This is a genomic window from Streptomyces sp. MGP-P1 (assembly GCF_057766565.1).
This window is the reverse complement of the sequence record NZ_JBYMEM010000007.1, coordinates 1,769,977-1,783,627: the sequence shown is the minus strand read 5'-3', so window position 1 is coordinate 1,783,627 and position 13,651 is coordinate 1,769,977. Positions and strand designations below refer to the sequence as shown.

Sequence of the window (13,651 nt, the reverse complement as noted above, 5' to 3'; positions counted from 1 at the left end):
CGCTGGGACCAGGGGTCCTTGAAAGATTGTTCGGCGGCGTCCTACTCTCCCACAGGGTCCCCCCTGCAGTACCATCGGCGCTGAAAGGCTTAGCTTCCGGGTTCGGAATGTAACCGGGCGTTTCCCTAACGCAATGACCACCGAAACCCTATCGGGTTCTAGCGAACAAGCACACTTTTCAATTAAGTAGTGAAACTGTTCAACCGGTGCGATAACTGTTCGCAACCCGGGAACAACACAGTGGACGCGAGCAACTGAGGACAAGCCCTCGGCCTATTAGTACCAGTCAGCTCCACCCGTTGCCGGGCTTCCACATCTGGCCTATCAACCCAGTCGTCTACTGGGAGCCTTAACCCTTCAAGAGGGTGGGAATACTCATCTCGAAGCAGGCTTCCCGCTTAGATGCTTTCAGCGGTTATCCTTTCCGAACGTAGCCAACCAGCCATGCCCTTGGCAGGACAACTGGCACACCAGAGGTTCGTCCGTCCCGGTCCTCTCGTACTAGGGACAGCCCTTCTCAATATTCCTGCGCGCGCAGCGGATAGGGACCGAACTGTCTCACGACGTTCTAAACCCAGCTCGCGTACCGCTTTAATGGGCGAACAGCCCAACCCTTGGGACCGACTCCAGCCCCAGGATGCGACGAGCCGACATCGAGGTGCCAAACCATCCCGTCGATATGGACTCTTGGGGAAGATCAGCCTGTTATCCCCGGGGTACCTTTTATCCGTTGAGCGACAGCGCTTCCACAAGCCACTGCCGGATCACTAGTCCCGACTTTCGTCCCTGCTCGACCCGTCGGTCTCACAGTCAAGCTCCCTTGTGCACTTACACTCAACACCTGATTGCCAACCAGGCTGAGGGAACCTTTGGGCGCCTCCGTTACTCTTTAGGAGGCAACCGCCCCAGTTAAACTACCCATCAGACACTGTCCCTGATCCGGATCACGGACCCAGGTTAGACATCCAGCACGACCAGAGTGGTATTTCAACGACGACTCCACAACCACTGGCGTGGCCGCTTCAAAGTCTCCCACCTATCCTACACAAGCCGAACCGAACACCAATATCAAACTATAGTAAAGGTCCCGGGGTCTTTCCGTCCTGCTGCGCGAAACGAGCATCTTTACTCGTAGTGCAATTTCACCGGGCCTATGGTTGAGACAGTCGAGAAGTCGTTACGCCATTCGTGCAGGTCGGAACTTACCCGACAAGGAATTTCGCTACCTTAGGATGGTTATAGTTACCACCGCCGTTTACTGGCGCTTAAGTTCTCAGCTTCGCCACCCCGAAAGGCAGCTAACCGGTCCCCTTAACGTTCCAGCACCGGGCAGGCGTCAGTCCGTATACATCGCCTTACGGCTTCGCACGGACCTGTGTTTTTAGTAAACAGTCGCTTCTCGCTGGTCTCTGCGGCCACCCCCAGCTCAAGCAGCAAGTGCTATCACCAGTGATGGCCCCCCTTCTCCCGAAGTTACGGGGGCATTTTGCCGAGTTCCTTAACCATAGTTCACCCGAACGCCTCGGTATTCTCTACCTGACCACCTGAGTCGGTTTAGGGTACGGGCCGCCATGAAACTCGCTAGAGGCTTTTCTCGACAGCATAGGATCATCCACTTCACCACAATCGGCTCGGCATCAGGTCTCACCCTTATATGTGTGACGGATTTACCTACCACACGGGCTACACCCTTACCCCGGGACAACCACCGCCCGGGCTGGACTACCTTCCTGCGTCACCCCATCGCTTACCTACTACAAGTCTGGTTCATCGGCTCCACCACTACCCTCAACTCCGAAGAGATCGGGCCGGCTTCACGGACTTAGCATCGCCTGATTCAGTACTGGGCGTTTCAAAGCGGGTACCGGAATATCAACCGGTTGTCCATCGACTACGCCTGTCGGCCTCGCCTTAGGTCCCGACTTACCCTGGGCAGATCAGCTTGACCCAGGAACCCTTAGTCAATCGGCGCACACGTTTCTCACGTGTGTATCGCTACTCATGCCTGCATTCTCACTCGTGAACCGTCCACAACTCGCTTCCGCGGCTGCTTCACCCGGCACACGACGCTCCCCTACCCATCCATACGGGCGTTGGCCCTATGTGTATGAATGACACGACTTCGGCGGTACGCTTGAGCCCCGCTACATTGTCGGCGCGGAATCACTTGACCAGTGAGCTATTACGCACTCTTTCAAGGGTGGCTGCTTCTAAGCCAACCTCCTGGTTGTCTCTGCGACTCCACATCCTTTCCCACTTAGCGTACGCTTAGGGGCCTTAGTCGATGCTCTGGGCTGTTTCCCTCTCGACCATGGAGCTTATCCCCCACAGTCTCACTGCCGCGCTCTCACTTACCGGCATTCGGAGTTTGGCTAAGGTCAGTAACCCGGTAGGGCCCATCGCCTATCCAGTGCTCTACCTCCGGCAAGAAACACACGACGCTGCACCTAAATGCATTTCGGGGAGAACCAGCTATCACGGAGTTTGATTGGCCTTTCACCCCTAACCACAGGTCATCCCCCAGGTTTTCAACCCTGGTGGGTTCGGTCCTCCACGAAGTCTTACCTCCGCTTCAACCTGCCCATGGCTAGATCACTCCGCTTCGGGTCTAGAGCGTGCAACTCAATCGCCCTATTCGGACTCGCTTTCGCTACGGCTTCCCCACACGGGTTAACCTCGCTACACACCGCTAACTCGCAGGCTCATTCTTCAAAAGGCACGCAGTCACGACTGCATGTGCAAGCACATACAGCGACGCTCCCACGGCTTGTAGGCACACGGTTTCAGGTACTATTTCACTCCGCTCCCGCGGTACTTTTCACCATTCCCTCACGGTACTATCCGCTATCGGTCACCAGGGAATATTTAGGCTTAGCGGGTGGTCCCGCCAGATTCACACGGGATTTCTCGGGCCCCGTGCTACTTGGGTGTCTCTCAAACGAGCCGTTGATGTTTCAGCTACGGGGGTCTTACCCTCTACGCCGGACCTTTCGCATGTCCTTCGCCTACATCAACGGTTTCTGACTCGTCTCACAGCCGGCAGGCTATGAAAGAGAGATCCCACAACCCCGCATGCGCAACCCCTGCCGGGTATCACACGCATACGGTTTGGCCTCATCCAGTTTCGCTCGCCACTACTCCCGGAATCACGGTTGTTTTCTCTTCCTGAGGGTACTGAGATGTTTCACTTCCCCTCGTTCCCTCCACACTGCCTATGTGTTCAGCAGCGGGTGACAGCCCATGACGACTGCCGGGTTTCCCCATTCGGAAACCCCCGGATCAAAGCTTGGTTGACAGCTCCCCGGGGACTATCGTGGCCTCCCACGTCCTTCATCGGTTCCTGGTGCCAAGGCATCCACCGTGCGCCCTTAAAAACTTGGCCACAGATGCTCGCGTCCACTGTGCAGTTCTCAAGCAACGACCAGCCACCCATCACCCCACCCTGACGGATGAGTTCACTGGGGCCAGCGTCGAAGGCAGCCTTTACGGCCATACCTTCAGACACCCAACAGCGTGCCCAGTACCCAGAATCCATTCGGTTCGCTTTCCACGCTCCGAGGAGCAGTACTCGCGTCCCGGCTGAACCACCAGGTACTGAATAGTCAACGTTCCACCCATGAGCTGACCACCGTCGAACATTTGTCGACGTAGTGGCTCTGGATTCCTTGCGGAATCTAGATGCTCCTTAGAAAGGAGGTGATCCAGCCGCACCTTCCGGTACGGCTACCTTGTTACGACTTCGTCCCAATCGCCAGTCCCACCTTCGACAGCTCCCTCCCACAAGGGGTTGGGCCACCGGCTTCGGGTGTTACCGACTTTCGTGACGTGACGGGCGGTGTGTACAAGGCCCGGGAACGTATTCACCGCAGCAATGCTGATCTGCGATTACTAGCAACTCCGACTTCATGGGGTCGAGTTGCAGACCCCAATCCGAACTGAGACCGGCTTTTTGAGATTCGCTCCGCCTCGCGGCATCGCAGCTCATTGTACCGGCCATTGTAGCACGTGTGCAGCCCAAGACATAAGGGGCATGATGACTTGACGTCGTCCCCACCTTCCTCCGAGTTGACCCCGGCAGTCTCCTGTGAGTCCCCATCACCCCGAAGGGCATGCTGGCAACACAGAACAAGGGTTGCGCTCGTTGCGGGACTTAACCCAACATCTCACGACACGAGCTGACGACAGCCATGCACCACCTGTATACCGACCACAAGGGGGGCACCATCTCTGATGCTTTCCGGTATATGTCAAGCCTTGGTAAGGTTCTTCGCGTTGCGTCGAATTAAGCCACATGCTCCGCTGCTTGTGCGGGCCCCCGTCAATTCCTTTGAGTTTTAGCCTTGCGGCCGTACTCCCCAGGCGGGGAACTTAATGCGTTAGCTGCGGCACCGACGACGTGGAATGTCGCCAACACCTAGTTCCCAACGTTTACGGCGTGGACTACCAGGGTATCTAATCCTGTTCGCTCCCCACGCTTTCGCTCCTCAGCGTCAGTAATGGCCCAGAGATCCGCCTTCGCCACCGGTGTTCCTCCTGATATCTGCGCATTTCACCGCTACACCAGGAATTCCGATCTCCCCTACCACACTCTAGCTAGCCCGTATCGAATGCAGACCCGGGGTTAAGCCCCGGGCTTTCACATCCGACGTGACAAGCCGCCTACGAGCTCTTTACGCCCAATAATTCCGGACAACGCTTGCGCCCTACGTATTACCGCGGCTGCTGGCACGTAGTTAGCCGGCGCTTCTTCTGCAGGTACCGTCACTTTCGCTTCTTCCCTGCTGAAAGAGGTTTACAACCCGAAGGCCGTCATCCCTCACGCGGCGTCGCTGCATCAGGCTTTCGCCCATTGTGCAATATTCCCCACTGCTGCCTCCCGTAGGAGTCTGGGCCGTGTCTCAGTCCCAGTGTGGCCGGTCGCCCTCTCAGGCCGGCTACCCGTCGTCGCCTTGGTAGGCCATTACCCCACCAACAAGCTGATAGGCCGCGGGCTCATCCTTCACCGCCGGAGCTTTTAACCCCGTCCCATGCGGGACAGAGTGTTATCCGGTATTAGACCCCGTTTCCAGGGCTTGTCCCAGAGTGAAGGGCAGATTGCCCACGTGTTACTCACCCGTTCGCCACTAATCCACCCCGAAAGGCTTCATCGTTCGACTTGCATGTGTTAAGCACGCCGCCAGCGTTCGTCCTGAGCCAGGATCAAACTCTCCGTGAATGTTTACCCGTAATCGGGTGCACACATCACGAGAGCGGAACAACCGGTCGGAATAAGACCCGTTGTTCACTGCGTCCTCGCTGTGTAATTGCCTACCGGCCACCGAAGTGGACCCGTAGGACTTTCAAAGGAACCACCAACCTGCCGAAGCAGGCCGGGGTATCAACATATCTGGCGTTGACTTTTGGCACGCTGTTGAGTTCTCAAGGAACGGACGCTTCCTTCGGTCCCGTTTCACCGGGGCCCTCCGGGCGCTTCCCTTCGTTTACTTCTTTTGTCTCGCTGTCCTGCTGTCTTGCGTTTCCGACTCTATCAGACTCTTTCGTGTCCGATTCCCGGTCGAAGCGGGTCTCGCATCTCGCTTTCCAGTTCCTCCGCTTTCGCGTTCTCCCTTTCCGGCGAGTCCGACTTTACCAGACTCTTTTTCGTTCCGTTTCCGGTCCGAATTCGATTTCTGATGGCCTGCGGAGTGGCCTTGCCTTTCGGCGTGTTCACTACGTTAGCCGATTCTCTTGGCAACTCATAATCGAGTCGATAGGGCGAATACGGGCATGCCGAATTCGCACCCGCCAGGGTGAGTCGTAGGTAGTGGTTTGGTCGCTTCGAGTGGCTCGGCCCGGTCCGATGGACTGTGCCGAGAGCTGTACCCGTGTCAAGCGGCTCGGACCACATTAGGCGTCTGCCGAGGGTGCGTCAAGTCGCCTTGGTGCGCGGCCGGCGGCGCGGTGCGTGGGCGCGGTACGGGCTCACGGTGGGGTCTCCCTCGATCCAGAAGCGCCACGGCTGGTGGGCGCCGTCGCCGCCCACCCCTGTACGGGGGCCGCTGCGCACGAGGGCGCGCGGCGGCGGGGTGCCGTGCAGTACGGACAGGGCCGGGGCGGGGCCCCCGAAGAGATCGCTGCCGTCCAGGGCACGGTCCACATCGAGGGCGGTGGCGAGCCGGGCCGGGCCTTTGGCCAGTTCCTTGTCATTGCGGGCCGAGACGCGTCGGTCGCGGGCCAGGCCGGCGCCGACGTTGATCTCGCCCGCACGGAGCAGCACCCCGCTCGCACGGCCTTCCGGGCCGCAGACCAGGTTGAGGCAGTGCCACATCCCGTACGTGAAGTAGACGTATGCGTGACCGGGCGGACCGAACATCACGCCGTTGCGCGCGGTGCGGCCCCGGAAGGCGTGCGATCCGGGGTCGACCTCACCCGCGTACGCCTCCACCTCGGTCAGGCGCAGCTCGATCGTGCCCGCCGCGCTGCGGCGGACGAGCGTGCGGCCCAGGAGGTCGGGGGCCACTTCCAGTACGGAGCGGTCGAAGAACTGTCGTGTCAGTGGGGCGCGGTCCGGGGTCTTGGTCATGGCGACCGAGGGTACTGGGATCGCGCGGGAGGGAACCGGCTACGGTCGTGGCGCGTATGTAGGGGTCAGAACCTAGAAGGAGTGACTTATGGGCTTCAAGCGGCTGCTCGCGAGCATGGGCGCCGGCGGTGCCTCGGTGGAGACCGAGCTCACCGAGGTGAACGTCGTCCCCGGTGGGGTCGTCCAGGGCGAGGTGCGGATCCAGGGCGGTTCGGTCGCCCAGCAGATCGAGGGGCTCTCCGTCGGCCTCCAGGCGCGGGTCGAGGTCGAGGGCGGGGACCAGGAGACCAAGCAGGACATCGAGTTCACCAAGCAGAGCCTCGGGGGCGCCTTCGAGGTGCAGGCGGGCGCGGTGCACGTGGTGCCGTTCGGCCTGGAGATCCCGTGGGAGACGCCGATCACCATGTTCGGCGGCCAGCAGCTGCGGGGGATGAACATCGGGGTGACCACCGAGCTGGAGATCGCCCGCGCGCTGGACTCCGGTGACCTGGACCCGATCAACGTGCACCCGCTGCCGGCGCAGGAGGCCATCCTGGACGGCTTCCGGCAGCTGGGCTTCGGCTTCCGCAGCGCGGACATGGAGCGCGGTCACATCCGCGGTACGCGTCAGCGGCTGCCGTTCTACCAGGAGATCGAGTTCGTGCCGCCGACGCAGTACCGCGGTCTGCACCAGGTGGAGCTGACGTTCATCGCCGACGACCGTGAGATGGACGTCGTCCTGGAGATGGACAAGAAGCCGGGGCTGTTCAGCGAGGGGAGCGACTCCTACCGCGCGTTCAAGGTGGGGCTGCAGGACTACCAGCAGACCGACTGGGCCGCTTACCTCAACCAGTGGCTCGCCCAGGTCGGCGGACAGCGCAACTGGAGCTAGGGGAAGGTGCCGCCCTTTAGAGTCGGGTGGGAAGGCAGACGAACCGATCAGGAGAGGTGCGAGACGTGACCGAGTCGAAGAGGGCCCCGCTGCCGCACGACTTCCATCCGGAGGTTCCGGCGTTCACCGTGGTGAGCGACGACCTGGCGCCGGGCGCCGTGCTGGGCGACGCCCAGGTGCTTGCGGGCGGGAACACTTCGCCGCAGCTGCGGTGGGAGGGTTTTCCCGAAGGGACCAAGAGCTTCGCCGTGACGTGCTTCGACCCGGATGCCCCGACGGGCAGCGGGTTCTGGCACTGGGTGCTCTTCGACGTCCCGGCCTCGGTGACGGAGCTTCCGGCCGGTGCGGGCAGCGGAAAGTTCGAGGGGCTGCCCGAAGGGGCCGTCCAGGCCCGTAACGACTACGGTTCCAAGGACTTCGGGGGTGCCGCGCCGCCGCCCGGGGAGAACCACCGCTATGTGTTCACCGTGTACGCGGTGGACACCGAGAAGCTGGGGATCGACAGCGACGCGTCTCCCGCGGTGGCGGGATTCAACCTTCGGTTCCACACGCTCGGGCGTGCTCGGCTGATCGGTGAGTACGAGGCTCCTTCCGGCGATTAGTTCGTCTGCTGTTTGCCCTGCTCTGGTCTTGGAGAGATCAGAGCAGGGCATTTTTTATTGCGTTGTCCATCGCGGCCTGCCCAGCCAGAGTTGATCCGGGCCTGCCAGGGGGCGGGCGGCACACGGGAGGTGGGCAGGATGCGTGACACGCTGGTTCTCAACGCGAGCTTCGAGCCGCTGTCGACAGTGACGCTGAACCGTGCGGTGGTCCTGATCCTGACGGACAAGGCCGTCGTCGAGCAGTCGCATCCCGAGCTCCGTATGCGCGGTGCCGCCGTGGACATTCCGGTGCCCCGGGTGATCCGGCTCTGCCGGTACGTACGGGTGCCGTTCCGAAGACAGGCGCCGTGGTCCAGAAGGGGTGTGCTGATACGGGACCAGCACCGGTGCGCGTACTGCGGGCGGCGGGCGTCCACCGTCGACCACGTGGTGCCGCGTGCCCAGGGCGGGCAGGACACCTGGCTGAACACGGTGGCCTCCTGTGCCGAGGACAACCACCGCAAGGCCGCCCGGACGCCGGACCAGGCGGGGATGCCGCTGCTGAGGCAGCCGTTCGTCCCCTCCCCCGCCGAGGCGATGCTGCTGGCGATGGGGGCCGGCGACCGCTCGGCGCTGCCGGAGTGGCTGGACCGGGCGGCGGCGGCGTAGGGCGCTGCGGTGATCGTCCGACGCGGCCGCAGGGAGCTGTGACGTAGTCGGCGTACGTCGGGTGGTGTATTCGTGGGCCCGTCCCTGTGGGCGGGCCCACGTACGTCAGCGGAGCAGCAGTTGGACGATGGCCATCGTGCCGACGGCGACGATGAGGGCGCGCAGGACGGTGGGGCTCAGGCGGCGGCCGACCTTGGCGCCTATCTGGCCGCCGATGGCCGAGCCGACCGCGATGAGGACGACGGCCGTCCAGTCGAAGTGGGCCATGAAGAGGAAGAACAGCGCGGCGATGGTGTTGACCACGGCCGCCAGGACGTTCTTGACGGCGTTGAGGCGCTGCATGGTGTCGTCGAGCAGCATGCCCATCAGCGACAGGTAGATGATCCCCTGGGCGGCGGTGAAGTAGCCGCCGTAGACGCTGGCGAGCATCAGGCCGGTGAACAGGAGCGGGCCGCCGTCGGTGCGGGGCGTGGCTCCGGTGCGTTCGCGGCGGCGCTGGACGGCTTTGCTGATGCGTGGTTGCAGGATCACCAGGACGAGGGCCAGGGCGACCAGGACCGGGACGATCGTCTCGAAGGCGGTGGAGGGCAGGGCGAGGAGCAGGGTCGCCCCGCAGAGGCCGCCGATCGCCGCGCCGACGCTCAGCTTGAGGATGCGTCGGCGCTGTCCGGCGAGTTCCTTGCGGTAGCCGATGGCCCCGCTGATGGAGCCGGGGATGAGACCCAGCGCGTTGGACACGGTCGCGGTGACCGGCGGGAGGCCGGTGGCGAGCAGGACGGGGAAGGTGATCAGCGTGCCCGAGCCGACGATCGTGTTGATCGTGCCCGCTCCGACGCCGGCCGCGAAGACGGCGAGTATTTCCCAGATGGACAAGGCCATCTCCTTCGGTGGTCAGTGACGCCTCCCCGCCATCAAGGTCGAGGGGCCTCACTGATCATGCACGAAAGGGCTTTCGGGTCAGGAGACCGGGGGTTCCTCGCGTCGTTCCACCGCCGGGGCGGGGATGGAGCCGTGGCCGTTCCCGCCGTTGCCGTTCCCGCCGCCGCCGTTTCCGCCATTGCCGTTTCCGCCGTTGCCGCCGGTGTTGAAGCCGGGCATGCCACCACCGACGTTCCCGAAGGCTCCGCTGAGGCCCTTGAGCGCGTCGCCGATCTCGCTGGGCACGATCCAGAGCTTGTTGGCGTCTCCCTCGGCGATCTTCGGGAGCATCTGGAGGTACTGGTACGAGAGGAGCTTCTGGTCCGGGTCTCCGGCGTGGATGGCCTCGAAGACCGTGCGGACGGCCTGGGCTTCGCCTTCGGCCCGCAGGGCTGCCGCCTTGGACTCGCCTTCGGCCCGCAGGATCGCGGACTGCTTCTCGCCCTCGGCGGTGAGGATCTGGGACTGCCTGATGCCCTCGGCGGTGAGGATCGCGGCGCGCTTGTCGCGGTCGGCGCGCATCTGCTTCTCCATCGAGTCCTGGATGGAGGTCGGCGGCTCGATCGCCTTGAGCTCGACGCGGTTGACGCGGATGCCCCACTTGCCGGTCGCTTCGTCGAGGACTCCGCGCAGGGCCGCGTTGATCTCCTCACGGGAGGTGAGGGTCCGCTCCAGGTCCATGCCGCCGATGATGTTGCGGAGGGTGGTGACGGTGAGCTGCTCGATCGCCTGGATGTAGCTGGCGACTTCGTAGGTCGCGGCGCGGGCGTCGGTGACCTGGTAGTAGATGACGGTGTCGATGTTGACGACCAGGTTGTCCTGGGTGATCACCGGCTGCGGTGGGAAGGGCACCACCTGTTCGCGGAGGTCGATCCGGTTGCGGATCGAGTCGATGAACGGGACGACGATGTTCAGGCCCGCGTTCAGGGTGCGGGTGTAGCGGCCGAACCGCTCCACGATGGCGGCGCTGGCCTGTGGGATGACCTGAATCGTCTTGATCAGGGCGATGAAGACGAGCACCACCAGAATGATCAGAACGATGATGATCGAGTTCATGGTGTCTCTCGTGCCCTTCGGTTGGCCGGTGGATCGCGGTGATCGGGGTCGGTACTCATGTGGGGAGCCGTGGTCCGTGCGTTGCGGGCCGGGCCGGGTTCGCATGGTGATCGACATGATCGACTTGGAGTCTGGCAGACCTGGGCCCGCCCCGTGCGCACTTCGGTCACATGACGACGGCCGTCGCTCCGTCGATGTCCACGACATCGACCTGGTTGCCGGGTTCGAAGACCTGGTCGGCGTCGAGCGTGCGGGCCGACCAGACCTCGCCGGCGAGCTTGATGCGCCCCCCGGAGGCCGACACCCGCTCCAGCACGACCGCCTGGCGTCCCCTCAGGGCGTCGATACCGCTGGCGTGCCCGCTCTGTCCGGCCCGGTGTCTGGCGGCGATCGGGCGCACGACGGCGATCAGCGCGACCGAGACCAGGACGAAGACCAGAACCTGGGCGACGATCCCGCCGCCGAGGGCGGCGACGGCCGATGCGGCCACCGCCCCGACGGCGAACATCCCGAATTCGGGCATCGCGGTCAGGACGAGGGGGATGCCCAGCCCCACCGCGCCGATCAGCCACCACACCCATGCGTCGATGTCCACATGGTCATCGTAGGACTGTTGGTGCGTCACCGACAGGGCGCACGGGTGGTCAACTGCGGTGCACGGCCTGCCGATCGTGGCGCGATCGCCTGTCGGTACGCGGCGGGAGCGCCGTACGCCGCGGAGTCGGGGTCAGGAGAGCGGGAGGCCGTGGGCGGTGTAGCGGTCGCCGGTGTGCTCGACGATGAGCGGCAGTCCGAAGCAGAGGGAGAGGTTGCGGGAGCTGAGCTCCGTCTCCATGGGGCCGGCCGCGAGGATCTTGCCCTGGCGGATCATCAGGACGTGCGTGAACCCGGGCGCGATCTCCTCGACATGGTGCGTGACCATGATCATGGAGGGGGCGAGCGGGTCGCGGGCGAGGCGGCCGAGGCGGCGTACGAGGTCCTCGCGCCCGCCGAGGTCGAGCCCGGCGGCGGGCTCGTCCAGGAGCAGCAGTTCGGGATCGGTCATCATGGCGCGGGCGATCAGGGTGCGCTTGCGCTCTCCTTCGGAGAGCGTGCCGAACCTGCGGTCCAGGTACTCGGTCATGCCGAGGCGGTCGAGGAAGGCGCGGGCGCGCTCCTCGTCGACGGCCTCGTAGCTCTCGTGCCAGGTGGCGGTCATGCCGTACGCGGCGGTGAGGACCGTCTGCAGCACAGTCTGGCGCTTGGGCAGCTTGTCGGCCATCGCCACGCCCGCCATGCCGATCCGGGGGCGGAGCTCGAAGACGTCGGTGCCGACGCCGCCGAGCTGTTCGCCGAGGATGGTGGCCGTTCCCGTGCTCGGGAAGAGGTAGCTGGAGGCGAGGTTGAGGAGGGTCGTCTTGCCGGCGCCGTTGGGGCCCAGGATGACCCAGCGCTCCCCCTCCTTGACCGACCAGGAGACATCGTCCACCAGAGCGCGTCCGTCGCGGACCACGGATACGTCCACCAGCTCCAGTACATCGCTCATGGCGCGTTGTCTCCCCATGCAGTCTCGTCGATCGTCGCGTGCCGGTGGGCACGGCTCCCAGGGAAAACCTACGCCACCGCGCGAGTGCTTCAGGCGTGAGGGCCGTTCCCAGGCGTTGCCTAGGCTGTCGGCATGCTTGTCGAACCACGTTCAGGGTTGTTGGCCGCTTGGGGAAACGCGCTTCTGGCGGGACTCGTCTCGCCGGACGAGGCGGCCCTCGCGATTGTCGGGGAGGACGCGGTGCACCGCGTCGATGGACTGCCGGGTGAGGCGGGGCCGGTCGGGCTCACGCTGGCGCTCGGCCGGCTGAGGCGGTTGGGGGCGACCGGGTTCCGGGTGGCGCTGCCGGTGCCGGGGCATCCGCTGGGGCTGAGCGGTCCGCCCGCTTTCAACGCGCGGGCGCTGGAGGCGGAGGAGGCGGTGGTCGCGTACGGGGTGGCGTACGGGCTGGTGCCGGAGGTCACCGAGGCGGGGCCGGCCGGGGATCTGCACGTCGAGGTGGTGTGGCGGGCGCTGCCGGTACGGGAGGCGCCGCCCGCGGACGTGCCGTCGCTGGGCGAGGCGGAGCGGGAGCTGGCGGAGGCGTTGCGGGATGCGACGGCGGTGCTGTCGCGGCTGGACGTGGCCGGTTCCGGGCCGGTGGCGGAGGCCGCGGTGGACGCGTACCGGGCGCGGGCGGAGCGGGGGCGCGATGTGCTGGCGCCCGGGTATCCGCCGCGGGCGGTACGGGTGCTGGAGATGGCGCAGCGGGTGGGGCTGCTGGTCTCGGTGGCGTACGAGAACGGGCACGGCGGTGCGGTCAGCGCGTCGGAGATCGCGGCGCGGGGGGAGGCGTTGCGGCCGGTGGAGCGGGTGGCTCGGCGGGCTCAGGTGGCGGCGTACAACGCGTATGTGGAGGGCGGGGAGGTTCGGCGGTAGGCCCGCCGGCCTTCTGTCCTCGAGCGCCGGACGGGCTGGGGTGTCCCCTGTGCGGGGCGCCCTGGCCTCGGGGTCCCCGGCTCGGGGGTCCGTCCTCGAGCGCCGGACGGGCTGGGGGCGTGGGTGCGGTCGGCCTTGCGGGGGCGGGGGATCCGCGGTCCTGGGGAGCGTTGGGCTCGGGGCCCCCTTGGCGAGGGGTCCGTCCTCAAGCGCCGGACGGGCTGGGTGGGTGCGCCGGGTCGGCCGGGCGGGGGCGGCCCTGCGGGCTGCGGAGGGCTCACGGCCTGGGGTGTCCTACGTCTCGGGGCCCCCTTGGGCGAGGGGTCCGTCCTCAAGCGCCGGACGGGCTGGGTGGGTGCGCCGGGTCGGCCGGGCGGGGGCGGCCCCGCGGGCTGCGGAGGGCTCACGGCCTGGGGTGTCCTACGTCTCGGGGCCCCTTGGGCAAGGGTTCCGTCCTCAAACGCCGGACGGGCTGGGGGGCGTGCGCCGGGTCGGCTGGGGAGGGCCGGGGGTCGGCTGCCGCGGGCGGGTGAGGTGCCGGGTTGGAGGGG

The 13,651-nt window shown here is 64.8% G+C and carries 9 protein-coding genes and 3 rRNA genes; 4 read left to right on the top strand and 8 right to left on the bottom strand.

Annotated elements, in window-relative coordinates:
• Window positions 1–28: 28 nt before the first annotated feature.
• The 4 genes from rrf to AC3CH1_RS29480 all read right to left on the bottom strand — a co-directional run bounded on the left by rrf (window position 29) and on the right by AC3CH1_RS29480 (window position 6,562).
• Window positions 29–145: ribosomal RNA gene (rrf, locus tag AC3CH1_RS29495) — 5S ribosomal RNA — on the bottom strand.
• Window positions 146–256: 111 nt separating this feature from the next.
• A 23S ribosomal RNA gene (locus AC3CH1_RS29490) occupies window positions 257–3,382 on the bottom strand.
• Between the two features lie 307 nt (window positions 3,383–3,689).
• A 16S ribosomal RNA gene (locus AC3CH1_RS29485) occupies window positions 3,690–5,215 on the bottom strand.
• Together the 16S, 23S and 5S rRNA genes form the textbook arrangement of a ribosomal RNA operon.
• 693 nt (window positions 5,216–5,908) lie before the next feature.
• On the bottom strand, window positions 5,909–6,562 hold the full coding sequence (locus AC3CH1_RS29480; protein WP_488465677.1) for a DNA-3-methyladenine glycosylase: 654 nt from the start codon (window positions 6,560–6,562) through the stop codon (window positions 5,909–5,911).
• 88 nt (window positions 6,563–6,650) lie between these two features.
• Between AC3CH1_RS29480 and AC3CH1_RS29475 the strand changes: the two genes are divergently transcribed.
• The 3 genes from AC3CH1_RS29475 (at window position 6,651) to AC3CH1_RS29465 (ending at window position 8,683) form a co-directional block, all read left to right on the top strand.
• The gene (locus tag AC3CH1_RS29475; RefSeq protein WP_488465676.1) at window positions 6,651–7,433 is read left to right on the top strand and encodes a sporulation protein; all 783 of its coding nucleotides are present in this window, start codon (window positions 6,651–6,653) and stop codon (window positions 7,431–7,433) included.
• A gap of 65 nt (window positions 7,434–7,498) precedes the next feature.
• On the top strand, window positions 7,499–8,035 hold the full coding sequence (locus AC3CH1_RS29470) for a YbhB/YbcL family Raf kinase inhibitor-like protein (RefSeq protein WP_488465675.1): 537 nt from the start codon (window positions 7,499–7,501) through the stop codon (window positions 8,033–8,035).
• Between the two features lie 138 nt (window positions 8,036–8,173).
• The gene (locus AC3CH1_RS29465; protein WP_488465674.1) at window positions 8,174–8,683 is read left to right on the top strand and encodes an HNH endonuclease; all 510 of its coding nucleotides are present in this window, start codon (window positions 8,174–8,176) and stop codon (window positions 8,681–8,683) included.
• Between the two features lie 105 nt (window positions 8,684–8,788).
• Here the strand turns inward: AC3CH1_RS29465 and AC3CH1_RS29460 are convergent, their stop codons facing one another.
• The 4 genes from AC3CH1_RS29460 to AC3CH1_RS29445 all read right to left on the bottom strand — a co-directional run bounded on the left by AC3CH1_RS29460 (window position 8,789) and on the right by AC3CH1_RS29445 (window position 12,182).
• Window positions 8,789–9,562 carry a sulfite exporter TauE/SafE family protein gene (locus AC3CH1_RS29460; RefSeq protein WP_488465673.1) on the bottom strand — a complete coding sequence of 258 codons (774 nt, stop codon included), beginning with the start codon at window positions 9,560–9,562 and terminating at the stop codon, window positions 8,789–8,791.
• Between the two features lie 78 nt (window positions 9,563–9,640).
• Entirely contained in the window at window positions 9,641–10,657 is a 1,017-nt protein-coding gene (locus tag AC3CH1_RS29455) for an SPFH domain-containing protein (RefSeq protein WP_488465672.1), read from the bottom strand.
• A 166-nt stretch (window positions 10,658–10,823) separates the two neighbouring features.
• Window positions 10,824–11,252 (bottom strand): NfeD family protein, encoded by a 429-nt coding sequence (locus tag AC3CH1_RS29450; RefSeq protein WP_488465671.1) that lies wholly within the window; start codon window positions 11,250–11,252, stop codon window positions 10,824–10,826.
• Window positions 11,253–11,384: 132 nt separating this feature from the next.
• Complete coding sequence (locus tag AC3CH1_RS29445; protein ID WP_488465670.1) at window positions 11,385–12,182, bottom strand: ABC transporter ATP-binding protein; 798 nt, start codon at window positions 12,180–12,182, stop codon at window positions 11,385–11,387.
• Between the two features lie 132 nt (window positions 12,183–12,314).
• Between AC3CH1_RS29445 and AC3CH1_RS29440 the strand changes: the two genes are divergently transcribed.
• Complete coding sequence (locus AC3CH1_RS29440; protein ID WP_488465669.1) at window positions 12,315–13,100, top strand: hypothetical protein; 786 nt, start codon at window positions 12,315–12,317, stop codon at window positions 13,098–13,100.
• Window positions 13,101–13,651 lie beyond the last annotated feature (551 nt).